The sequence below is a fragment of the Paenibacillus sp. FSL P4-0338 genome (genome assembly GCF_038002365.1).
Lineage (GTDB): Bacteria > Bacillota > Bacilli > Paenibacillales > Paenibacillaceae > Paenibacillus_AQ.
On the sequence record NZ_JBBOCG010000001.1, the window covers coordinates 1,691,241 to 1,713,818 of the forward strand.

General features: G+C 45.3%; 18 protein-coding genes and 1 pseudogene. 10 read left to right on the plus strand and 9 right to left on the minus strand.

Features of this window, described 5'->3' with window-relative positions:
- Positions 1 to 37 precede the first annotated feature (37 nt).
- The 6 genes from MKZ07_RS07300 to MKZ07_RS07325 all read left to right on the plus strand — a co-directional run bounded on the left by MKZ07_RS07300 (position 38) and on the right by MKZ07_RS07325 (position 10,292).
- Positions 38 to 1,624 (plus strand): extracellular solute-binding protein, encoded by a 1,587-nt coding sequence (locus MKZ07_RS07300; RefSeq protein ID WP_341025370.1) that lies wholly within the window; start codon positions 38 to 40, stop codon positions 1,622 to 1,624.
- A gap of 117 nt (positions 1,625 to 1,741) precedes the next feature.
- Positions 1,742 to 3,481, plus strand: a complete 1,740-nt coding sequence (locus tag MKZ07_RS07305) for a sensor histidine kinase (RefSeq protein ID WP_341025372.1) — start codon at positions 1,742 to 1,744, stop codon at positions 3,479 to 3,481.
- A complete protein-coding gene (locus tag MKZ07_RS07310) occupies positions 3,478 to 5,103 on the plus strand; it encodes an AraC family transcriptional regulator (RefSeq protein ID WP_341025374.1) in 1,626 nt (541 codons plus the stop codon). Before MKZ07_RS07305 ends, MKZ07_RS07310 begins: the two co-directional genes overlap by 4 nt.
- Positions 5,104 to 5,176: 73 nt before the next feature.
- A complete protein-coding gene (locus tag MKZ07_RS07315) occupies positions 5,177 to 7,408 on the plus strand; it encodes an FAD-dependent oxidoreductase (RefSeq protein ID WP_341025376.1) in 2,232 nt (743 codons plus the stop codon).
- A gap of 17 nt (positions 7,409 to 7,425) precedes the next feature.
- Positions 7,426 to 8,640, plus strand: a complete 1,215-nt coding sequence (locus tag MKZ07_RS07320) for an SGNH/GDSL hydrolase family protein (protein ID WP_076153801.1) — start codon at positions 7,426 to 7,428, stop codon at positions 8,638 to 8,640.
- A gap of 188 nt (positions 8,641 to 8,828) precedes the next feature.
- Positions 8,829 to 10,292 (plus strand): alpha/beta hydrolase family protein, encoded by a 1,464-nt coding sequence (locus MKZ07_RS07325; RefSeq protein WP_076153800.1) that lies wholly within the window; start codon positions 8,829 to 8,831, stop codon positions 10,290 to 10,292.
- A gap of 266 nt (positions 10,293 to 10,558) precedes the next feature.
- Here MKZ07_RS07325 and MKZ07_RS07330 read toward each other — a convergent pair whose 3' ends face one another.
- Entirely contained in the window at positions 10,559 to 11,458 is a 900-nt protein-coding gene (locus tag MKZ07_RS07330) for an AraC family transcriptional regulator (protein WP_341025378.1), read from the minus strand.
- 229 nt (positions 11,459 to 11,687) lie between these two features.
- Between MKZ07_RS07330 and MKZ07_RS07335 the strand changes: the two genes are divergently transcribed.
- Positions 11,688 to 12,548 carry a hypothetical protein gene (locus MKZ07_RS07335; protein WP_341025379.1) on the plus strand — a complete coding sequence of 287 codons (861 nt, stop codon included), beginning with the start codon at positions 11,688 to 11,690 and terminating at the stop codon, positions 12,546 to 12,548.
- 123 nt (positions 12,549 to 12,671) lie between these two features.
- Here MKZ07_RS07335 and MKZ07_RS07340 read toward each other — a convergent pair whose 3' ends face one another.
- The gene (locus MKZ07_RS07340) at positions 12,672 to 13,142 is read right to left on the minus strand and encodes a GNAT family N-acetyltransferase (RefSeq protein ID WP_341025381.1); all 471 of its coding nucleotides are present in this window, start codon (positions 13,140 to 13,142) and stop codon (positions 12,672 to 12,674) included.
- 403 nt (positions 13,143 to 13,545) lie between these two features.
- Here MKZ07_RS07340 and MKZ07_RS07345 point away from each other — a divergent pair, with 403 nt between their 5' ends.
- The 3 genes from MKZ07_RS07345 (at position 13,546) to MKZ07_RS07355 (ending at position 15,686) form a co-directional block, all read left to right on the plus strand.
- A complete protein-coding gene (locus MKZ07_RS07345; RefSeq protein WP_341025383.1) occupies positions 13,546 to 14,718 on the plus strand; it encodes an FAD-dependent oxidoreductase in 1,173 nt (390 codons plus the stop codon).
- A gap of 55 nt (positions 14,719 to 14,773) precedes the next feature.
- Positions 14,774 to 15,448 (plus strand): TetR/AcrR family transcriptional regulator, encoded by a 675-nt coding sequence (locus MKZ07_RS07350; protein ID WP_341025384.1) that lies wholly within the window; start codon positions 14,774 to 14,776, stop codon positions 15,446 to 15,448.
- 103 nt (positions 15,449 to 15,551) lie between these two features.
- The gene (locus MKZ07_RS07355) at positions 15,552 to 15,686 is read left to right on the plus strand and encodes a hypothetical protein (protein WP_341025385.1); all 135 of its coding nucleotides are present in this window, start codon (positions 15,552 to 15,554) and stop codon (positions 15,684 to 15,686) included.
- Positions 15,687 to 15,933: 247 nt separating this feature from the next.
- On the opposite strand, the gene MKZ07_RS07360 is transcribed toward MKZ07_RS07355, so the two are convergent.
- From MKZ07_RS07360 to MKZ07_RS07390, 7 genes and pseudogenes are all read right to left on the minus strand, one after another.
- Positions 15,934 to 16,668 carry a hypothetical protein gene (locus tag MKZ07_RS07360; RefSeq protein WP_341025387.1) on the minus strand — a complete coding sequence of 245 codons (735 nt, stop codon included), beginning with the start codon at positions 16,666 to 16,668 and terminating at the stop codon, positions 15,934 to 15,936.
- The gene (locus MKZ07_RS07365) at positions 16,661 to 17,371 is read right to left on the minus strand and encodes a fluoroquinolone export ABC transporter permease subunit (RefSeq protein WP_341025389.1); all 711 of its coding nucleotides are present in this window, start codon (positions 17,369 to 17,371) and stop codon (positions 16,661 to 16,663) included. Before MKZ07_RS07365 ends, MKZ07_RS07360 begins: the two co-directional genes overlap by 8 nt.
- A complete protein-coding gene (locus MKZ07_RS07370) occupies positions 17,368 to 18,222 on the minus strand; it encodes an ABC transporter ATP-binding protein (RefSeq protein WP_341025390.1) in 855 nt (284 codons plus the stop codon). The genes MKZ07_RS07365 and MKZ07_RS07370 overlap by 4 nt, the downstream gene beginning before the upstream one ends.
- Complete coding sequence (locus MKZ07_RS07375) at positions 18,215 to 18,835, minus strand: TetR/AcrR family transcriptional regulator (protein ID WP_341025392.1); 621 nt, start codon at positions 18,833 to 18,835, stop codon at positions 18,215 to 18,217. Before MKZ07_RS07375 ends, MKZ07_RS07370 begins: the two co-directional genes overlap by 8 nt.
- A 535-nt stretch (positions 18,836 to 19,370) precedes the next feature.
- Positions 19,371 to 19,676, minus strand: a pseudogene (locus MKZ07_RS07380) (alpha-N-arabinofuranosidase); the annotation flags it as partial.
- Between the two features lie 257 nt (positions 19,677 to 19,933).
- Complete coding sequence (locus MKZ07_RS07385) at positions 19,934 to 21,682, minus strand: sensor histidine kinase (RefSeq protein WP_341025393.1); 1,749 nt, start codon at positions 21,680 to 21,682, stop codon at positions 19,934 to 19,936.
- 17 nt (positions 21,683 to 21,699) lie between these two features.
- A complete protein-coding gene (locus MKZ07_RS07390) occupies positions 21,700 to 22,425 on the minus strand; it encodes a response regulator transcription factor (RefSeq protein WP_341025394.1) in 726 nt (241 codons plus the stop codon).
- Between the last annotated feature and the right edge of the window lie 153 nt (positions 22,426 to 22,578).

Below are 22,578 nucleotides of genomic sequence, written 5' to 3' on the forward strand. Positions count from 1 at the left end.
GAAACCGTGATAATATAGAAGCAAAGGAGAGGTCATTATGAAGCGTAGAGTCATTACATCAGCTATTCTGACAGCAATCGTGGGGGTCGGAACGGTATTGTCAGGATGCGGGGAACAAAAAGAAGTGAAATCGACAGCCGTGAATAATTCGCAAGACGAGTCTAATCCCTATGGAACCAAATTAAAAATCTCGATGTTTAACCAAGGCACCTTCAACGCTGCTGCTCCGATTCCTCCCCGTGATGAAGATATCCAGCGCCAAATGCTGGAAAAAGCAGTGAATATCGACCTTGAAATGATGATTCCGCAATCCGGGCAAGCAACGACTAAATTAAATACGCTGATTGCCGGAGGAGATATTCCAGATTTGATCTTCTTAAAAAGCCGGTCTGATCTCGCACAATATTATGACCAAGGCGTCCTTGCCGATCTGACACCGTATCTGGATCAATTTCCGGCATTACAGAAACGATTCAGCAGCGACTCATGGGAAGCGATGTCCTATCAAGGCAAAACCATTGGCGTTCCAGGTTATGATAACGTAAATGGGATCAGCCGAAGCTTTTTTATCCGCAATGATTGGCTGAAAAAGCTGAACATGGAAGTGCCAACAACCCCGGACGAGTTATTTGAAGTTATGAAAGCCTTTACAGAAAAGGACCCGGACGGTAACGGCAAGAACGATACGTACGGATTCATCGGCGGTATGAATAAAGAAGGCAATCTGCAAACCTACGGCTTCGATAGCCTGATGTGGATGTTCGGCGTTAATCCTCCCTCAGCCATTGATGTGAAGGATAATCAACCGGTGTTCCTGTTCACCGATCCCAAAATGAAAGAAGCGCTCGCTTATATTCATAAAATGATGGAAGCCAAAGTGGTAGATCCCGACTGGGTGACGATGAATACTCCCGATTTGCTCGACCAAAAGTTATTTAAGGGCAAAGTCGGCTTCATGATCAGAGATGCCCGCAGGCTGGAGCCGGATTATCAGCAGAAAATGAAAGAAATCAGCGGAGAAGTCCCGGAATGGATCGTCATTCCTCCAATGACAGGTCCTTATGGCGATCAGATTGTAGAGAGAAAATCGTTCCAGGGTAATTCATGGGCCATCTCCAAAAAAGCGGATGAGGACAAAATCATACGGATCTTGGCCATGCTGAATTATCTCTTTACGGACGAGGAAGCCTATCCGAACTTCGCCTACGGAATTAAAGGGATTCACTGGGATGTGATAGATGGTAAGATCAAGAATAAAACCTCCGAATTATCGAAGGAAATGAAAGAAAAATATCTATGGGTTGATCATTACAGAATGCCGCGTCATGGCGATGATGCTGAGTACTTCAGCTTCCAGAATCCTAAGACGGCTGAAGCTTTTAAGAACAATCAGCAATACGTAGCGCCTACGTTACCCGGGAATTTATTGACCGAGGACCCGAACGATACATTGGCAACAGACCGCCAACGTTTCATTAATGAAAGCCTGGTTAAATTTATGACCGGCAAAGATCCGCTGGACAACTGGGACAAGTTCCTCCATACGCTAGAGACCAAGTTTGACATGCAGAAGTATAAGGACACAGTCATTAAGCAATTTACAGAAGCGGGCTTAATCAAGTAGAACGCGCGAAGCATATACATTCTTGTCTTATTAAAAAGAGAGCGGCTATCCTTAGCCCCTCTCTTTATTGTCATAGGCTATGCTTTCTTTCATCCGGATTTCAAAGGAAGAGGATCAATGCGAAGAAGAATCAGCTTGCCCTTAAAATTATTTTTACTCGTGTTTGCTTTTGTATTAAGCTGCATTATCCTGATCAGCCAATTGTCTTACCGCTATGTCCAAAAGGAAATAAGAACCTCTGACCTGTATTACACGAACCAAATACTTGACAAGGTGGATCAGTATTTCACTGTTAATTTTTCCTCCTTCCAGACGATCCTGTTCTCGGTCGAGTCATCGGTGAAAGCCAATATTGGCAATCTGGATGTGATTAAAAAGCAATTAAGAGAGCTGTATGAACTCAACAGTAATTACGTCAGTAATATTTATCTGATCAAAAGCGATTTATCCATTCTAGGCGGAAGTGCGCCTACCCGGATATTCGATGAATCTTTAGCGGAAAGAGAGCCATTGTTTGACGCGGCTGACAAGAATAGAAGGATTACCTTTGTCAGTGATCCTTACAAATCTAAATATTCCGGCTGGACCGTTACGATGGTCCGTTATCTGAACAACGCTCCGTTTCCTATGGCCATTGCAGTGGATCTGGATCTCAATGCCATTGAAGAAGCCTTGTTCAAGATTAATACCCAAGAACAAATGAATCTGGCTCTGCTCACTGCCTCGGGAAAAATCATTGCCGGATTCTCAGAAAATAAAGGACCCATTAATATTCAAGATCATACGTTTTCAATCGGTGATACATCAGCGGAGCAAATTCTGGATACTACAGAAACCAGCCTTCAACTGCATACCAAGGAAGGCCTGCCCGTCTCCCTGCTGAAAAAACCGACGGAGAAATTCAACTGGACGCTGATCTCGATTAACGATGAATCCCGCTTGAAAGCTGGGTTGTCCCGATTGGAAACCTATTATATCGGGCTTCTGGCTGCAGGCTTTGTGTTAAGTCTGTTCATTTCTTTGTTAATAGCCAAATATATAAGAACCCCTCTCCTTGCGCTCAAAACAAAAATGAAGCGGGTGGAGCAAGGTATTCTTACAACTCCAATCCCGATTAACCGGAACGATGAGTTTGGAGATCTCTCCCGGACATTTGATCGTATGCTGCAGCAGATTGTGGAGCTGATCCAGGGAGCGGAGCTTCATCATGAACTGGAGCGGAAGCTGGAAATCCAAGTGCTTCAGTCGCAAATAAACCCTCATTTTCTGTATAACACGCTGGGTTCGATCAGCAACGTCATCCGGCTCGGACGAATAGAGAAAGTAGATGTGGTCATCGAGTCGCTCATTTCAATATTGGAGTATGGGATGGCCGATGCTGCGGAGAAGGTCTCCCTGCGTCAGGAATTGCAAAATGTAGCGGACTATATCGCAATCCAGAACATCCGTTATAACCGAAGCTTTCGCTTAATTGAAGAGATCGAAGCAGGATTAATAGATTTCCCTGTTTTCCGGATGCTGCTGCAGCCCCTTGTGGAGAATAGTATCTTCCATGGCTATAACGGAGGGGGGATCGAAGGCCCTATTACTATTCATGCCTACCGGGAGACCAGCAACGTCATCATAGAAGTGATTGATCAAGGCGAGGGAATTCCATCCGGTCTCATAGAGCATATTCTGGTTTCAGAACCGGGTGATGTGGAAGTGAGAAGGAAAAGAATCGGATTAAATAATATTCATGACCGGATAAGACTTCACTACGGAGAACAATTCGGGCTCCAAATCATAAGCATACCGAAGGAAATCACCCGTGTTCGCGCCGAATTCCCGGCAGGCTTGTTTAAAGGAGATGCATGATGGTGAGAGACTACACCTGTTTTATTGTTGACGATGAAGATCTAATCATTCAGCGCTTGGAATTGTTTTTTGAGGAGCTCTCCCATAGGGATAAACGATTCCGTTTAGTGGGAAAAGCGAATAATGGGGTGGAGGGGGTAGAGGAGATCGTAAAGCTTAAGCCGGATATCGTGATCTCTGATATCGTGATGCCGCGAATGGATGGAATTTCCATGATTGAGCAGCTAAAGCCTAAGCTTCCTCATACCCAGTACATTCTTTTGACTGCCTATTCATCCTTTGAATACGCACAGCGGGCCATTCAAGCCAACGTGTTGGAGTACATTGTTAAGGTTCCGCTCAGGGAAGCGGATTTGGATCGCGCTCTGGCCAAGGCAGCGGGGATTTTAAATGAAGTGAAGTCCAAAGAAGCGGAATTTCAATCGTTACACATATCCGTGCTGGAGAATAAATATAGAGTCCGCAAGCAGTTTTTTAACGAGCTGATCCGCGGGGAAATTCCAACTCACCGGGCATCGGATTTTGCCAATCGCATGCAATTCCATTTCTTTCAAGCAAGCTATTGTTGCTTCATTGTGGAAATGAACCGGTATGAGAGCTTCCGGAACGATTATTCCGCGTCAGATCAGAACATCCTGAAATATGCGATTACGAATATCATCGAAGAAACGGTGGTGAATGGGGGCAGAGGCGTAGCTGCGGATCTATCCGATAATCGTTTTATCGGCTTTCTGTCCTGGGAGAATCATCGCAGCGATATGGACACAGAATATGCTTGCCATTCATTGGGGACTCAAATCATCTCCCATTTACATCAATATTTGAATCAAAGGGTTTCCGTCGCTTTTGGAGGCCCCCACCGGGGCTGGGAATCCATCAAACAGGCTTACATGGAAGCTAATAGCGTGAGTGAGGATTTCTATTATCATGAAGAGAGAGTCGTCACAACGCCCATGCATCGCTTACATTATCATAATGACAAACAAGAGGACTTTCAGCTGAAGCTGGATGATTGGCTCAGATGGGTGCAACGACAAGTATCCAAGGAAGAGCTGGAGCAAGAACTCTCTGATCTGAACCAATGGGTGAAGAATTATAAAATTCATAAGTCGGTCATGGCACCTATGCTCCAAGACTTGTACAGAGGTATTACTGCGAAATTTAAATCCCGAAACGCGGTGACCGCGGATGTATCGGAGCTTCCCATAAAATTCATGACCTTTCGGGAGCAGCTTGCCTATATTGGCGACTTCACCTTCGAATATGTTCAAGCTGGCCAACTTTTACATCGTATAGAAATTATGAGTGCTTTGCGGTATATAGAGCACAACCTGAAACAGAGAATAACGCTTGAGGCTATTGCCGAGGAAGTGAATCTGGCCCCATCATATTTCAGCAGCTTGTTCAAAAAAACAATGAATGAAGGCGTTATCAGCTACATTAACCGTAAAAAAATCCAATTAGCTCTCGAGCTGTTAAATATTCAGGATTATTCTTTATTGGAATTGTGTGAGGAAGTGGGAATTGTGAACGAAGGTTACTTTTGCAAATTATTCAAAGAGTACACAGGTGTTACACCTAAGCAATACCGGATAAAAATGACACGGTATGAATCCAAATAAACGTATAAATTCCTCGCGAAATCCTATAAAAAAAAGGACATCTAATGGCTTACCATGATAGCAGGATCAAATCATGGAGGTTATCAAAATGGAGCTAATTAATGCAGATGTAACCGTCGTAGGCGGAGGGATTGCCGGGGTATGCGCTGCCATTGCTGCCGCACGCCAAGGGCTGCAGGTCTCACTTATTAATGACCGGCCGGTTCTGGGAGGAAATGCGAGCAGCGAGGTCAGGGTTCATATCAACGGGTCGGCATATCTCGGAAACAGTCCATCCTATTATGCACGCGAGGGTGGATTAGTGGAAGAGCTCAAGCTGAAGATTTTTCACTATAACCCGTTATACAACAAGAAGCTGATGCTGTCGTTGTCGGATATGGTCTTGCTCGACATGGTTTATGCGGAGCCTAACCTTTCTCTATTTCTGAATACATGCGTGCATGATACGGGCATGGAGAACGGCAGAATTAAATGGGTAGAGGGCCTTCAATTGGCTTCCGAGAGAAAATTCCGGTTCGAAAGCCGAACCTTCATCGATTGCTCTGGTGATGGAGTGGTCGGATATCAGGCAGGTGCGGATTTCCGCCGGGGAAGAGAAGCGAAGCATGAATACAATGAAGAATTGGCTCCTGACGCGGCGGATCATTACACCATGGGCGATACGATCCTGTTTCAAGCCCGTGACGTAGAATATTCCGTTCCATACACAAGGCCTGACTTTGCCTATGACATTACGAAGCTGGATTTTTTCGACAGTATCAGACAAGGCTTGAACCATCGGGCTTTCCCCCGAAAAATCAACGGACTTGGCGGATTGTGGTGGCTGGAATACGGCGGACATCTGGATACGGTCAAGAATAATGAAGACATCGCCTTGGAACTGCGGAAATTGGTGTACGGAATTTGGGATTATATCAAAAATAGCGGCGAATTTGACGATGTAGAAAATCTCATCTTGGATTATGTATGCCCGATTCCGGGGAAGCGGGAGTCGAGGCGGTTCATAGGGGACCACATGTTGTCCCAGAACGATCTTACAGCCAAGCCGCATTTCGAAGATGCTGTATCCGTCGGTGGCTGGTACATGGATTTACATGCGAATAAGGGGGTGTACGATGAGGGGCCGGCTACGGCATGGAATTTCGTACCTGGCTTGTACAATATCCCTTTCCGCAGTTTATATTCAAGCAATATTCCTAATCTCATGTTTGCCGGACGCAATATAAGCGCTACACATGTGGCTTTCGGATCTACAAGGGTCATGGCCACCTGCGGTTGTATGGGGCAGGCGGTTGGAACGGCTGCTTCGTTATGCGTGAAATATGAGGCAGACCCTGCGGCCATCACCCTAGCTCATATGGAGGAGCTGCAGGCGCTGCTGCTTCGGGACGGCCAAACGATTGTAGGGCTTCAAGAGGAACTAAGTCCTTACTTCGCTGATGGATTAACGATTCGTGCCTCGTCTCAGCGCAGCTATGACAATCCTCTGCCAACCGGAGAGCTCTCTCTGGAGAACGGGTTATGCATGGTCTTGCCGATTCAGACATCCGCGGCGGAAAGTGTCCGGGTCAAAATTAAAAACAGGTCCGGTCATCCGGAAACCATGCATGTCAAGCTGTTTGGAGGAGAACGGAAGGAAAATTATATTCCCTCCAGCAGGTTAAAAGATTATCGCTTGGAGATTGCTGCCAGTCATGACGACTGGATTACGCTGGTCTTGGACTGCAAGACACCGGCTGACGACAAAATCTACATTGTCTTGGAGGGCCCGGCTAGTCTTGCCGTATACGGCAATGAAGAGAAACTGACAGGTGCGGTTAGCTTCCATTATCGGCCGGAAGAGCCGTCCAGGCTGAAAAAAATGAATAAGAGCATTTGCTTCAAGGACCTGCTCCCGTCCCAGAGTATGTATACTCCCGAGAATGTTGTCAACGGCTTCTCCAGACCTTATGGCCTGCCGAACGGCTGGATTTCGGAGCGTACGGAAGGACAGGAATGGCTGGAATTCTGTTTTGCAGGCCCTAAAAATATAGAGGAAATTCATCTTGTGTTCAATTCACAGCTTGATTTAGAGCATTTCAACGACCCGATCGAGTCCCTTGTGCAAGATTATGAATTGACCTTGACTCTAGAAGATGGAGCCGAGAGAACCATCCTGACACGCGGGAATTATCTCACGCTGAATAAGCATCAGGTGGACGCGGAACGTGTAACCCGAGTCCGGATGAATTTCAGCAGAACGTATGGTTCGCCTTATTTTGAAGTGTTTGCTGTAAAATGGTTTGCTCCGAAAATCGATAAATGAGGCAAGGTGAAGTCACGATGAAGGAATTATACCCTCGTAGAGGGCTCCCCAATATCATTCAGAAATTGGAAAATGGCGATACCGTAACCATCGTTTATTTCGGCGGCAGCAATACCCGTTCTGAAGGCTACAGAGTCATGACGGCGGATTGGCTTCGTGAGCAATACCCCCAGGCGGAGATCCGTACGGTGAATGCAGGCATTAACGGGACCGGCTCGGATCTGGGCTGTGCCCGTCTGGAGACCGATGTACTGCGTCATCATCCCGATCTGGTATTCGTTGAATTTGTAGGTAACGATGGCGGAGATCCCGAATCCAAGGCACGGATCGAAGGAATTGTCCGCCAGATCCGCAAGCGGAGCCGGTTTACCGATATCCTGTTTGTGTATACGGTGAAGGAGCGGGATGTGGCCGGATTTCAGTCGGGAGAATACCAGAAAGGGGCTATCATGCAAGAGGAAGTGGCTGACTATTATGGTATTCCTTCAATTCACTTGGGCGTAGAGGTCTGCCGCCTGGTAGCTGAGGGGAAGCTCGTGTTCACCTCAAGGGAGGACCTATCCGTTCCCGGAGCTGTTATTTTCACGCATGATTCGATCCATCCGACCATTCCCGAAGGACACCAGATATACACGGATACGATCACCCGGTCATTTGAGATCATACGCGAACTCAGAAGTCATCCGGGAAGGCAAGTCCATCACTTGCCCCGGCATCCGTTGGTTCCGGCTAACCCTTGGGAGTATGCGACCATGCTGTCACCGGATAGTCTGCCTAATACCCATTTCACTGCAGGATGGTCTTACCTGACGCCCGAGGAATCTGCTGTAGTACGCGAGTACAATTGGTTGTTCCCGGGCCTATGGCAGGCTGCCGATCCTGGAGAGGCGGTCACGGTTCAGTTCGAAGGAACCCGTATCGGGTTATTCGATATCGGGGGGCCGGATTCTGGCAGATTGAAGGTGTCGGTGGATGGAGGGGAACCCTTTATTATCGATCGGTTCACCCATTACAACGATCATAATCGTAATCAGTATGTATTCTTGCCGGAGCTCCCGAACGGGAAACATACGGTTCGCTTTGAAATCGATCATGAGAAGACAGACAAAGCAGCCGTGTTCGAGGCAGTCGGCAATGAGCGAAGTATCGAGCATATCCGGCAGCATCCAGAGTGGTATGAGCAAACGGTGATCCGGCTCGGGAAGCTGTTACTGGTGCAGCCGCCCTTATAATGGATGATTAGACATTGGACAATGGAAGAACCCTCAGGAACGCGACCCTAGCGTGCTGAGGGTTTTTAGCTTTGGATTCATCTCTTTTGTACGTTCATATTCAGTTCATATTGACGTCACGGGGAGTACACTTTCATTGGTTAAGATTTCATTTTAGCGAAAGAAGAAGTAGAAAGAGAGGGAGTAAAATGAGATTATTCGAGATACTTTTAGTTCTATCCTGTTTCACACTGCTCGCAGATCTATTGTTTATAAGAAGAGGTGCAAAGACAACAGGGCTGGTATTGGGGATAGAAAGCAGCGTTATATTGACAGTTCAATTATGGGTAGAGGGATACAGATGGCAGTTGCTTTTGGTATATATGATGACGGCGCTGCTTATACTCATCGTTATACTCAGACATTTAGGTAAGATAGGGAATATAGAGAATATAAAAGCAGGGAAGCTGTTGAAATATAGTTCATCTTCCATCATCGTCATTCTGCTTGTTATATCTGCCGGCTTGTCTGCATATTTGCCAGTCTTTCATTTGCCGAAGCTTGAAGGTCCGGAGAAAGTGGGTACTCAAGCCTTTCATTTTACGGATCAGAACAGAGATGAAGTCTTAACTGCAGATCCAAGCGATAAGAGGGAACTAATGGTTCAAGTGTGGTACCCTACAGCAAATAGCAGCAACAAGAAGAGTGAAGCTCTTTTTCCAAAAGATAAAGAAATGTTCAAAAAGTATATCCAGACCTATTCTAATTCATTAAACCTTCCAGACTTTGTCTTCGATTACTGGAAGTATAGCAAAACCAACTCTTATGAAAATGTAGAACTATTGCCTTCTACAAGTCCTTATCCTGTGGTACTGCTATCTCACGGTATGGGAACCAGCCGGGTTCTCCATGCATCACAGGCCGAGAATCTCGCCAGTCACGGGTATATCGTGGTCACCATTGATCATACGTATAGCACCTTTGCTACTATTTTCCCGGATGGCCGTGTAACGGACTATACCACCAAGATGACTACCGTAGAAGATCGCAGAATAATTGGTAATATATGGTCGAAAGATGTGGAGTTTGTAATTAACGAAATGGAAAGGCTAAATTCAGGTGCAATCGAAAGTCAATTTAAAGGAAAAATCGATCTAAACCATCTAGGCGTAATGGGGCATTCCTTCGGGGGGGCCACAGCGTTTAACACAACTTATTTAGATCCTAGAATCAAGGCCGGAGTCAATATGGACGGGTCACTGATCGAAGTGGACAATAGAGCTGATCTAGACAAGCCGTTTATGTTCATAAGATCGGGGGTGTTTAAAGACTGGTTAACCGATTTTAAGAAGGATACTAATCCGGATAACGAAGTCACTAAACAACTTGAAGAAGAGCTGCACATTATTAAAAATGTGATTAATCAGGGAGGGCCTGCGATTTATATAGAGGGTACCCAACACTTCAATTTCACGGACCTTCAATTCTATTCTGAGCTGATCAAACTGACTGGAATCACAGGAGATATCAATGGTAAAAGAGGATCAGACGTCGTAAATCAATATGTTCTCGATTTCTTTAATAAGGAATTGAAAGGAGAAGGGGGACAACTGCTTCAGGGTCCAAACGACAGCTATCCCGAGGTGGAATTTATAAAGCCGGAAGATCTTTAATATGAAACAATATACGATTTTGATATAATTACAAACGATTTCGGGAGCAGCACCCCCTTCTTTATACTATTCTGAGAATAGAAATAAGAAGGGGGTGCTGCTTATGATCTTTCAAGTTGCTATAGGAATTCTGTTGCTTCCATTCCTGTTTTCGGTATACGGGCTATAGTGCATTCTAAATGGGGTGACAACCTAGCCAGACAGCAGGATAAACGGTTCACTTATTATATCAGTCAAGAATACGTTGACGGCAAAGAAGGCGGCGATTAGAAATCGTTGCCGGCAGCAGCAGATTGCTTGCGGAAGTCTTGCGGGATCTGTCCTAATTGTTTACCGAACACATGCGAAAAATAACTTGCCGTTTGAAACCCGCAGGCCATGGCGATCTCTCCCACAGGCATCGTTGTCTCTTTCAGCATCTCACAGCTTTTTTGAAGACGATAGCGGGTTAAATAATTATTGGGTGACCAGCCAACATGCTTTTTGAATAGCTCACAACATCTGCTTCTGCATACTGAACCGGCGGCGGCAATCTCATCAATGGTTAGTTTAGATTCATAATGCTGGTGAATATACCCGGTCATTTTACGGATAGTCATCCATATCTGTTCATTATTCGGATTGCCCGGTGCTTGCTGTATATGATCAGCTATACCCGCACATATGGACACAGCCTGGGATAATAAGCGGAGCAGGTTACCTTCATGGCTATGCATCTCATCATACAACTCAGTTAGCGCGAGCAGAATCTCATGCTGCCAAGACGTTTGAGAAGATAACAGTAAAAAATCGCCGGTGCCGGAACCGAATTTTTCTTCCAGATATGCTTTCCCTGCAAGTGTGTTTTCGCCGAGAAGTGCAGGATGAATGACGATGACCAGAAAAGTACAATCGCTCTTCGCAGCAGAGAAGCCATAGTGGAGGCGTTTACTGTTAACGAAAATTCCATTCCCTTTATCGAGATGAACCGTTTGCCCGTTCACATAAAAATCCATTGTCCCGTCCAGCACCACAATGAACTCCAGATCCGGATGCCAATGATAAGCGGCCGCGAACCGGTCGAATTGATGCAGCGCTCCTTTCTTAGCATACAGAGGGAAACCCGGCAGATTATAATTCAGTCTTTCGGATAAATCAGAGAATACCTCCAGGGCGAATTTATCCATGGCTACACCTCATTAGTGGATTATACGATTTTGACATAATGATAACTGATTGCAGAGGGAAAAACAAAAAAATGTCATGAGGATGGGATTTCCAAAGCAGAGGATAGTTGTATAATAAAGCTTGGAAAGAACTTTTCTGTTTTTGCTACGTGCAACCTACTCATGGAACTATGCTGGCAAAATTGGTTGAGGCCTTTACTATGTGTATACAAGCGGGGAGAAAGCATCTATGAAACAAAAGAGTTTGATTTATTCTCTATTATTAGCACTTATATTATCGGTCGTATCAGGGGCTGGTAATATAAGTGCGGCTGCACGGAACATCACCGACATTGTCAAAGTGACCAAGCCTACGGAGATTAAAATTGGGGAGTGGAAGGAATACCAAATAGCCATCACTGACTGGACAGATGGAGACGTTACAGACCATGATTTTACTCCAGTCTCTTCAGATGAGAATATTATAAAGGTTATCCGGAAAACGAAATGGGTGTCTGAACTTCATGCCTTAAATAAAGGGACTGCCACCTTAACTGTCAATATTGGAGAAAAGTTTGAACCTTATGTGTTCACTGTTCAAGTGGTCGATGATTATACCGTTATACCTGAAACAACTCCTGCACCAACTCCTGAACCAACAAGTCCAGTGGTCATAAAGGAACCTACTCATGAAGAAATCATGAGTAAGGATATAGAAGAGTATAGCAAGCAATTGCAGCTTATAGGAAAGTATGAAAATAAAGCTATCACTTCGTATAATGAGCTAATTGATTTAGGAATAAAAGACTCAACAAGAAAAACATTTTTTCTGTCATTAAATAACACTGTAGTACCGAACTATACTAAGTTTGTATCCGGATTGAAGTACCTAAAAGTGAATAACGCGGAGATAAAAGAAATACATAGCCATTATCTAGCAGGGGCAAAACTCCAGTTAGAGGGGATGACTATAATGCGGGACAGTCTGAAGACAACCAAAATAAATCATTCCAAATTCAAAGCAGGTTACAATAAGGTTGGAGAAGGAGTCAAGCAATTGGATAAAGCGGAGCTTCTTTTAGACAATTATATAAGAAAATACATCAAATAAATAAAAGATAGAACCCTTATAGGGTTCTATTTTTTATTCTAGGCTATGTTAGATTAGAATTTTGATTTTTCGATAAAAGGAAAGCCGCCCATGGAAGGGCTTATAAAAAATGCTTATTTGCTTCTATACAGAAAAGAATTGATATCTTTTTCCATTCTCAAATTCATCTACAAAATTGCCGTCAGTAATTTCAGAAATAACCCGTAGCCAAAATTTTTGTGCTGGTATATTCTTCTCAAGTTGGTAGAGTTCCCAATTACCTTTAAAGAGGGTAAATAGTTGTTTGGCTGCCGCTGTACCCAATCCATTCATTCTGTACTTTCTCAATATAAAGAAATGTGACAGGATATGAATATCTTTACCAGTTTCTTTGTTTTTCACGAAGGCAAATCCAGCGATTTTATCACTAACCATTATTAAAAAAGGATGGCGGCTTTGTGGCTCATTCCAATACAAATTGAAATCTGGCATTTCTTGGTAAAGACCATTAGATAGAGTATCGACCTCAGTGTATTCAGTAAAATCGTACATATAAAATTGAAGTAAGTTTTGCAGAGTTAACTGCTCTTCAATCGTAGCTTTTCGAATATTCATTAGTTCACTTCCTTTCTCAACTTTTTTAGAGTAGGACTACCTGTCAATATATTCAGAAAGAATACGCTGAACATCGAAGTTTGGTGTTCGTGTCCGCTACTGTAAACAAGCAAGAATTGACCAACATGTGTTTCTTATTCGACATTGTATTCTCGTATTCCTTGCTGTCTGAATATTGCAACCAAGCCAGATAAACACGAGTCGGTACAAAGCACATCTTGGACATTGCTGACGCCTCGATACTTAGATTTGCAGCCTCACTTTCGGGGCGTTGAAGAAGGGGGGGGGACGCACAATCAATAACGAACGATATTCTTGACGAACACTGTTCGTTATGTTATAAATGTATCACCTTAACTAATTCATACGCTTATTAACTTTCAAACGAAGGAGATGTCTATACATGACAACAAATAATTCTACCGAACAACGCCGGATCGCAATTATTGGAGGTGGACCAGGGGGACTAACGCTTGCCCTGATTCTGCAAAAGCATGCTATTTCCTCGACGATCTACGAACGTGAGCATGTGGATCTAAGCCATGAACGCGGAGGTTCCTTAGATATCCATGAAGAATCCGGGCAGCTCGCTTTGAAGGAAGCCGGATTATATGAAGCTTTTCTGCAGGCAGCACGGTTTGAGGGCGAAGACTTCCGGCTCATGGATAAGATGGGGACCCAATACCTGGACGAAGTGGCCGACGAAGAGAGCTCGGAAGGGCAGAGACGCCCGGAGATTGACCGTGGGGTGCTTTGTGACTTGCTTTTAAACAAATTAGATCCGTCTACCATACAGTATGGCTATAAACTGGAGAAGGTTGTGTCTCTGGGCGAGGGGAAGACAGAGCTTCATTTTGAGAATGGACATATCGCTGTGGCTGATCTTGTAATTGGTGCGGACGGTGCCTTTTCCCGCGTTCGTCCTCTGCTTACGGATACAGATGTGGAATATTCAGGTCTGACTATGCTGGAGCTTAACGTTATTGCCGCCGATCACCCGGATCTGGCCGCATTCAATGCACGTGGCAAGATGTTCGCACTGGACGATCACAAAGGGATTCTGGGCCAGTTGAACGGCAACGGACTGATCAAGGTATATGCGAGCTTCAAGGTAGAGCGGGACTGGTTAGACCAAATTCGAAATGATAAGCCACAGGAGATAAAGGCAAAGCTGCTTGAGCTGTTTCACGATTGGAGTGAACCGCTCAAGAATTATATCCGGTATGCGGAAGATGCGGTTGTACCCAGACGGATCTACATGCTGCCCGTCGGGTTTCGCTGGGAACGGAATGCTGGTGTGACGTTGATTGGAGATGCAGCGCATGTCATGTCTCCTTTTGCCGGAGAAGGGGTGAATCTTGCCATGCTGGATGCGCTGGAGTTGGCCCTTGCCATAGTAAGGAACAAGCAGACACCAGTGGCGATTGAAGAATATGAAGAGAAAATGTTCAGGTATGCCTCAGAGAAAGCAGATGTGTCTAACGAAAATCTCATCCTGAGCTTCTCGGAGAATGCGGCTCCCAAGTTTGCAGCACTCATGCAATCTTATCAAGACCTGTACGAGCAGCAAGGCTGATGTTATCTTCCGCGGGTGTATTTACTATTGGCTTCCGGCATGTTATAAGGAAAGTATGATGAAACCTAAACGTGAAATTGTGAGCCGCCGCAACCGGCCAGCCAAAGAACCCCTCAGTCATGAAATTATTATCAAGACCGCGTATCAGCTGTTGAAGCAGGAAGGGACCTCCGGCATGAGTATGAGGAAGGTTGCGAAGCAACTGGACACCGGACCTTCCTCCCTGTATGTGTATGTTAAAAATCTGCAGGAATTGAGCTCTTATGTGCTTGACCTGGGTCTCGGTGAGTTGAACCTGCCGGAGCTTACGGACGATAACTGGAAGGAGCAGTTATTTCAAGCACTCCATGCTTATGCAGAGCTGCTTATCGAGCAGCCCGGATTAGCTGAGCTGTCTCTGCAGACGATTCCTATTGGAAATCATGCTTTTCGTCTGAATGAGTATTTACTTACAGTCCTGCAGAAGGGTGGAATCACCTCTACGGCCGCTGCCTGGGGAACGGACCTGTTGCTCTTGTACGTGTCTTCCGTTGCGTTGGAGAAGGCTAAGAGAGCAAGCGAGTTGATGGAAACCGCCCAGAGTTACTATAATGAAGCAGATCCGGTTCGTTTTCCGTTGATGAATAGTCTGAAGACTGATTTATTCTCGGGGGATACCGCCTCCAAGGAGAGGTTCTTCTGGGCCATTGAGGTGATACTCCAGGGGATATTGCACAAACAGCAGAGCTGATAACCTTCCACTACGGAAATTTCTGCATAAGCATCATGAGTTCATGGGAAAACTTCTATCGTGCAGATAAACCGCATGACTTGATTTCTCAGGAGGTTAGCCTATGACAACTCAGGATCCAAAGGAGCTTCTAAAGCTTAAACACGAGCAGGACGAAGAGAAGAGACAGTTCACGAACTTTGCCCCGGCTGTATCCGCCGACGGGGAAGATCCCCAGCGTTTTTTCCTAGCTAAATAAAGATGATTTTGAGCATGCTGAACCCCTCCATGAGCTAACAACATCTTTGTTTGCGGGCTGCAGCTTCACTGATATGGAACAGATCATTCTCCAGGCGAAGTGAAAAGCAATTATCGATGACAATCCGCTTAAGCCTTTTCATCTTAAGGATGCTTATTCGGAATATAAGCCCAAAATCTGCGAATAAGGTGAGGAATCTAAGAAGGAAGCAGGTTGAGGACCTAGGTACCGGCTTTTAACTTTACACTTATTGCTCAATTTTCTTCCAAAAAACTTTAGACATCTGCTGTAAGAGCAGCAGGTGAAAGAGGAGCCCTACAATAAAAATCACGGTTATTGTAGATGCAGAAGGATTACCGGCTATGCCTTCAAGATATAGCTTAGCCGGCCAATATGTTGGAAACACCCCTGCTATTAGCTGCCAGGGAGCAGGAACAAAATAGGCGAAAACTGCTCCCAGAAGAGTTAGTCCAATAATTTTGGATAAGGCAAGGCCTTCTACTTTATTAGCCGCAAATGTAGCCAAGAACATTGCAAGGATAGGTGTCTCTAATAAGAGCAACAGGAGTACTGCGATATTTGCTGGTTCATACCGTGAAACACCGCTGAAAAGTAGAAAAACAGCTGTCATGATTATGCTGATAGAGGTCGGAAGAATCAGCCGGTAAGCTAGATACCCACTTTTCATCAAGGGGGTTACTGCATAGATTCCAATCAAATGTTCGTCCCGTTCATCCAGGATTAATAAGCCCGCTGCTATTCCCGCTAATTGAGGAACAAGAAGCATTAGAAAAACAGTAATGAAACTGGAGTAGGAAAGAAGATCGAAGGACGAGAGGAAAGCTATCCACTCTGCTAAGGGACGCAAGCCATATCTTACAACAAGGGTAAGCAGAAGCGGACCAAGCGTAATGAGCAGAAGCATCGGATCTTTTATTGCATTTCGGGAATCTTGCCGGAGCATCGTTCTATACCTAAACATATTTTCCACCTCCGTCCTGTTTTCTCACGGTCCTTTGTATTAGGGAATAGACCCACCAGACTGCAAGACCGATCCAAAACAGTAGGATAAACACCGCATATAAGAAATCTGATATGGCCAGAGGTTGAGAGGCGCCTTGCAGAAGCATTAACGTTCCTTGAACCGGCAGGATAGCATAGAGAGATGTTATAAATAAATTCAAGTAACCCAGTACAGGTAATATAAAGATGAGAGAGTATAATTGGGACAATAATATGAAGCTATTGATCGAACGGCTTTTAATGGCCGCAGCTAAGCCGATTAAGGTAAAAAAAGAAGAGGTCAAAACAATAGCTATAACATATTGCACCGCAGACACAGGCCATCCTGCAGAACTCAGGTGTATAGCATAAGCGACAGCAAGCGATAAGCAGCTTAAAGAAAAACATTTGGCCAGAATGTACTCCAGCGTATGAACAGGTGTAACAAAAAGATTCTCAAAAATACCCTGATCTCTCTCCAAGAGCAGAATCCCTCCTGCCAGAATCAAACCAAGTGCGCTTGGATCTGAAAAAGTAAGCAATAACAATGTGCTGTCTAGGTAAGCATCGGGAACGATGCTGAGCCCTCCTATATAAACCATACATACAAGGAAATATACAAAATACAGTCCATGCTTCCATTGGAAGCGAAGATCAAAAAGAAATAATCTCCATATTCTCATACTAAGCATTCCCCCGTAACATCCATAAAGATTTGATCCAAGGTAGCCTCTAAGGAATGAATGGTGACAATGGGATATGAGCGAATAATCAAGAGGAATTCTTTGTTATCCCCAATATTAGTTAAAGGGAACTCTGCCGTTTTTTTTGTTCCTTGCATCTGATATTCAATTCTGAGTTTACGTTCTCCGCTTCGCAGCATCAGATTCTTTGGGGAGTCAATTAACTTGATTACACCGTTCACGACAAAAGCAACTCTGTCGCATATTTGCTCAGCTGCCTGCATGTTATGGGTGGTCAGAATGATTGTCGTCCCAGCGTCTTTACGCTGTTTAATGAGTTTTTTAAGCATATCGGCATTGGTAGGATCCAGCCCGGAGGTCGGTTCATCCAGAAATAATACGTCCGGATTATTCTGCACAGCACGGCAATAATTCAGTCTCATCTTCATTCCTTTTGAAAAATCTCCAACTTTCATATTTGCAGCATCCTTCAAACCTACTTGCTGGAGTAAATCCATAGGGTCTGAACAACGCTCGCGGTATAGTGATCCGAAATGTCTCAGATTCTCCAGGGCAGTAAAACGGTTATAGAAATTGGGAAATTCAAATGCCACGCCGATTCGTTCAAAATATTCCGAACCCACCGATTTCACTTCTTGATCTAAAACGGTAGCCGAACCACTATATTGTTTTAGCTTGCCAATCAATATATTTTGTGTCGTACTTTTGCCGGCGCCTGATGGACCTAAAAAACCGAAAATTTCTCCTTTCCTGATGTTAAAATTGAGCCCCTTTAAAACAGGGCTGTCTTTGCCTGGATAGGTATATGATAGTTCCTTCACTTTAATCATTAGGATTTTGCTCCTCTCGTACGGATAAGCCCTCAGCAATAGTAGATATAAGCATCTCAAGCGTATCCTCATACACGTTCTCCCCGATTTCCCGCCGGTGTAGAGAGAGCAATACGAGTGAACGAATCATACTAATGATTAGCTCGGGAGGACTTTTTTTAAGCAAACCTTCTGCTTGCCATTTCTGAATCAACGGATAGAAGAAATCCTGATCTTGGTTGTAATTACGTTCTAATCGTTCGGGAGGCACTTTACGAATCAAGGCTTCGAATTGATCAGTCAATAAAATTTGCTGAATGATTGGATTTTCCGACATGAGCTTGAAAGACTCCAACAAAAATAATTGAAAAGATTCTTTATTTAGAGGTCTTTCTTCTGTTTTCTTAAAAAGAACGGTCCTTATGTTACTTTCTTCAACTTCCAGAAGCTCAAAAAACAGTTCTTCCTTAGTCTGGTAAAAGGCATAGAAGGTACCTACTGCAATTCCTGCCCCTTTTGTTAATTTCTCTACACTAGTTTTCTTAATTCCATATCGGGTAAAGAGGCTTCGTGCAGACTCAAGAAGTTTTTGTTTGATATGAGTTTTTTCAATTTCGCTGAATTTTTTTGGCATTTGCCAGACCCCTCATTATGAATTTATGAATAATATTATATTTCATTCATTTAAAATTTACAATTAGCAAGATGAAAAACCTCTGCATTGGCGCAAAAAAAGTGTAAAGCAGAAGTATCGGTATCCAGAGGATAAATTGCTTATTGGTTAGTACCACACGAATCCTAAAGGATCAGAATAAAACGTGAAAAGACTGAGCCTAAGTTATGGAGTATGGCTTAGGCACAGCTCATGTCTAGCTCTTCTTTAGTTCATTCCAAAATAATCTCTGCAACACAGCAGGCAGGGAGGGTAAGCTCCAGGGAATTATCCTGTATCTTACTGTCCGGCAACGCCTGGATTTCTACCTGAGGCGGCTACCCGAATTGATTATGACTGTTCATATCACCACTGATGCAGTGGATGGAGGCATTCGAGAAACTTTTACCGTCCAGCTTCCAATTGGTTGGCTGAGCTTCATCCATGGACAGGTAAGCCAGAGTGACATGAATCCTGCCGTCTGCCCGTTCAGAGGCACTGAGATGCAGAGCTTGTCCCGGCCGTTCTGCCTTCTCCAATCCGCCATAGGCGAGTCGCTGCTGAAGGTCATATATTCAATCCATTTGCTGACCTCCCGGGGAGTACCGGAGCCGACATTAGCGGCTATATAAGGCGAACATCCGACCTGCTCACAGAGATCGAGGAATCCATGCGTGCCAAAAGAATTATCCTCCACGAAAGCACTTCCCCGGACATTGGGGATTATGCTGTCTTCTCCGACACAAATATCGTTTCCCAGATGTTCCGCAAAATGTCCATAGATGTTTTTGATTATAGTTGAGAGCTTCCGTCCTGCATTAATGAAACATAATCACATAATCATAGGCTCCAATCGGTAAATATCTGGTGTTGAAACAAGCATACAATACGTTGACACGAAAATAGAAAGGTGTTTGGACGTAGACAGCTCATCAGCAGCGGCCGCATTTTCCTCCAGGTACTTGATACGCTTTGTACCCAGGATCGGCAGCGCCCCGATGGAGATCGTCGTGCAATGGCCAACTGAGAAGGTATACAGTTCTTATTTGCCATATTATATCAAATAATATATCATTTGGATTATTCTGTTCCAGTCCTCGCACGAACATCCCATATCAAACGTATTTCCGTTCCCTCTTCAGGGCTCGAGCGAACCTCAATCCGCCCTTGCATGGCCTCGATCAGCCCTTTGGTTACCGCCATACCCAGGCCTGAGCCGACATCGGGCGCACCTGTATCTGTGCCGCGATAGTATCGTTCGAACAGCTTCCACACCGTCTCCTGATCCATCCCGCGTCCATTATCGGCAAATTGAACGATGAAATCGCCTGCCTCTTTACCTGGCTGCACACTTACAATCAGCTGCGTGTCCGGCGGATTATGCAGCAGGGCGTTGGCGGTCAGATTATCAACGATTCGTTCAAAGGAGGGAATGTGTACATAACCCTGTACCTGAGCCGGGGCAGGCTGGAACGTAATGCGGCCCTCTCCATATGCCGGGTTACGTTCAGCACGCTGTACCAAATCCTGAAGCAGAGCATTGATATCCGTTAACTCAATAGGGGGCTGGTACCCGCCACTGCGCAGACGATAGGTCATGGCCAGGTCGCTTACCAGCCTGTCCATGTACATCGATTTGTCCAGCATAATGCCAGCGAATTCGCGTACTTCATTAGAAGCCCACTCGTATTTCTCTGCTTCCAGCATGTGTGCATAACCCTGGAGCGAGGATAGGGGTGTCTTTAAATCATGGGTGATTCCAGCAATCCATTCCTCCCGCAGAGAGTCGGTCTGTTTGCGGAGTTCCTTATCCTGCTTCAGGGTATCGGATAACGTCTGTATAGAATGTAACACTTCCGTATATACCCGATAGTTCCGCCGCCATTTCCCGTTCTTCTTCCGGCTAAGCGGCCTGCCGCGGGGGCCGGCCGGCTCCTCATATTGTCCGCGTTCCAGCCGCTGCAGCCATTGGAGCATATGGAGCATGGGATAACCGAACAGGTTGGCATACCAGACAGCAAGGAGGATCAGCAAGCCGATAATGGATACCAGAAGTACAATCAGGGCAGGTCCAAAAATAAACCCGAAGGGATTCACGTTGCTCCCCGCCGGATTGCCCGCAAGAGGAACACTCAGCATCCAGGTGGAATGGTTCTGCTCATCATAACTGGTCACTGTAGTCATTCCATACCGGGAGGGGTAGCGTGTACGCAGAATCAGGTCCTGGATGCTGTAGCTGTCCGGGATGCCGCTTGCGGGTTTGTTGAAAGAAGCCATCTCCTGTCCCTGTTCGTCCAAAATCTGAAGATAGGCATCCGCCGCGCGGATGATGTCCTGCTGTCCGGACGCCAGTTCAAGCTTGTTATTGGCATAACGGCCCCCGTTATATGCTTGATCCAGCATGGTTACGGCCTGGTTGTTCTCTCCATACAGCAGGGTGAAATTGATCCCTTGCCGTTCCCGGATAAGCAGATATAGCTCGAAGGGAAAGGGCTTTTTTCCTTGCCAATAGGATATAAGCTCTCCAGGTTTATAGTGATCCGGCACATCGGGAGGGGTATGGAAAGCATCCAGCACACGGCCCTGCTCATCGAGAATCTGAAGCCAGCCGTTGTTCTCTTCGATTCGCTTCAGCAGATCGGGATCATACTTAACACTGCCGTCCGGCAAAATATCAGCTGTACTGATTAGCTGGTCGAGCCCGACAGTGGCAAAATCTTCAACAAGGCTGGCCTCATTCAACTGCTGAATGACCCAGTAAGCTATACTTCCGCCGATAACCAGGATCAGAACCACCGTACCCGCAAGCAAGCCAATGAATCTCGTCATCAATCTGCGTCTTACACTCATCGCCCAGGACCCATGCCGGACTGAATGAGCTTATACCCTAGCCCGCGAACGTTCACCAACAGCTCAGGCGCGGAGGGATCAGCCTCAATACGCTCGCGAATCCGGTGAATATGTACCATAACGGTGTTGTCATCCGAAATGGCCTCCGATCCCCATACCCGCTCATATAATTCTGACTTGGTAAAGATACGATTCGGATGTTTGCAAAAAAATAGCAGTAACTGGTATACCAGAGCAGGACAATACACCAGTTCACCTTCTACTCTGAGCTCACCGGCTGGCTCCATGACCTGAAAGCGCCCAAAATCATAGATGCCTTCCTGAGGCAGTCTTTCTGCTTCCGTCTGTCTGGGCAAATATCGTCTCAGCAGGGATTTGATCCGTGCAACTACTTCCAGCGGGTTAAAGGGTTTAACGACATAATCGTCTCCGCCAACCGCGAAGCCGGTCAGCTTGTCGTAATCAGTTGTTTTTGCAGTCAGAAAGAGAATAGGGGCATCGGTCATTTGACGCAGGAAAGGGCAGATTTCCAGCCCGCTTCGGCCTGGAAGCATCACGTCCAGCACGATGCAGTGATAGGTTTTCTTTTTACATGCAGCAATCGCATCTTCACCGCTAGTGACCGTATCGATATCCAGGAATTGTTCTTTGAGCAATACCGTTCGGAGCATATGCAGAATCGCCTGTTCATCATCAACAAGCAGGATTGAAACTTCATCCATGACGAAATAGAGCCTCCCAGCTTTTTTATAAGTATCATACCATTCTGAAACGCTGACAGCGTGCCGGCAACCTTAACGGATGCTTAATTTTGGAGATATAACAGGCCGCAAAGTTAAGATAGACGTAAGAGTAGGTTAGACGGCAGGTAAGAT

What these genes read in the sequence shown, in the direction of transcription:
- MKZ07_RS07350 (WP_341025384.1), top strand. Translation starts at nt 14,774, where the DNA reads ATGATGAAACCTAAACGTGAAATTGTGAGCCGCCGCAACCGGCCAGCC.
- MKZ07_RS07345 (WP_341025383.1), top strand. Translation starts at nt 13,546, where the DNA reads ATGACAACAAATAATTCTACCGAACAACGCCGGATCGCAATTATTGGA.
- MKZ07_RS07340 (WP_341025381.1), bottom strand. Translation starts at nt 13,142, where the DNA reads ATGAATATTCGAAAAGCTACGATTGAAGAGCAGTTAACTCTGCAAAAC.
- MKZ07_RS07315 (WP_341025376.1), top strand. Translation starts at nt 5,177, where the DNA reads ATGGAGGTTATCAAAATGGAGCTAATTAATGCAGATGTAACCGTCGTA.
- MKZ07_RS07375 (WP_341025392.1), bottom strand. Translation starts at nt 18,835, where the DNA reads ATGCCAAAAAAATTCAGCGAAATTGAAAAAACTCATATCAAACAAAAA.
- MKZ07_RS07360 (WP_341025387.1), bottom strand. Translation starts at nt 16,668, where the DNA reads ATGTTTAGGTATAGAACGATGCTCCGGCAAGATTCCCGAAATGCAATA.
- MKZ07_RS07335 (WP_341025379.1), top strand. Translation starts at nt 11,688, where the DNA reads ATGAAACAAAAGAGTTTGATTTATTCTCTATTATTAGCACTTATATTA.
- MKZ07_RS07305 (WP_341025372.1), top strand. Translation starts at nt 1,742, where the DNA reads ATGCGAAGAAGAATCAGCTTGCCCTTAAAATTATTTTTACTCGTGTTT.
- MKZ07_RS07390 (WP_341025394.1), bottom strand. Translation starts at nt 22,425, where the DNA reads ATGGATGAAGTTTCAATCCTGCTTGTTGATGATGAACAGGCGATTCTG.
- MKZ07_RS07370 (WP_341025390.1), bottom strand. Translation starts at nt 18,222, where the DNA reads ATGATTAAAGTGAAGGAACTATCATATACCTATCCAGGCAAAGACAGC.
- MKZ07_RS07385 (WP_341025393.1), bottom strand. Translation starts at nt 21,682, where the DNA reads ATGACGAGATTCATTGGCTTGCTTGCGGGTACGGTGGTTCTGATCCTG.
- MKZ07_RS07325 (WP_076153800.1), top strand. Translation starts at nt 8,829, where the DNA reads ATGAGATTATTCGAGATACTTTTAGTTCTATCCTGTTTCACACTGCTC.
- MKZ07_RS07365 (WP_341025389.1), bottom strand. Translation starts at nt 17,371, where the DNA reads ATGAGAATATGGAGATTATTTCTTTTTGATCTTCGCTTCCAATGGAAG.
- MKZ07_RS07310 (WP_341025374.1), top strand. Translation starts at nt 3,478, where the DNA reads ATGATGGTGAGAGACTACACCTGTTTTATTGTTGACGATGAAGATCTA.
- MKZ07_RS07320 (WP_076153801.1), top strand. Translation starts at nt 7,426, where the DNA reads ATGAAGGAATTATACCCTCGTAGAGGGCTCCCCAATATCATTCAGAAA.
- MKZ07_RS07330 (WP_341025378.1), bottom strand. Translation starts at nt 11,458, where the DNA reads ATGGATAAATTCGCCCTGGAGGTATTCTCTGATTTATCCGAAAGACTG.
- MKZ07_RS07300 (WP_341025370.1), top strand. Translation starts at nt 38, where the DNA reads ATGAAGCGTAGAGTCATTACATCAGCTATTCTGACAGCAATCGTGGGG.
- MKZ07_RS07355 (WP_341025385.1), top strand. Translation starts at nt 15,552, where the DNA reads ATGACAACTCAGGATCCAAAGGAGCTTCTAAAGCTTAAACACGAGCAG.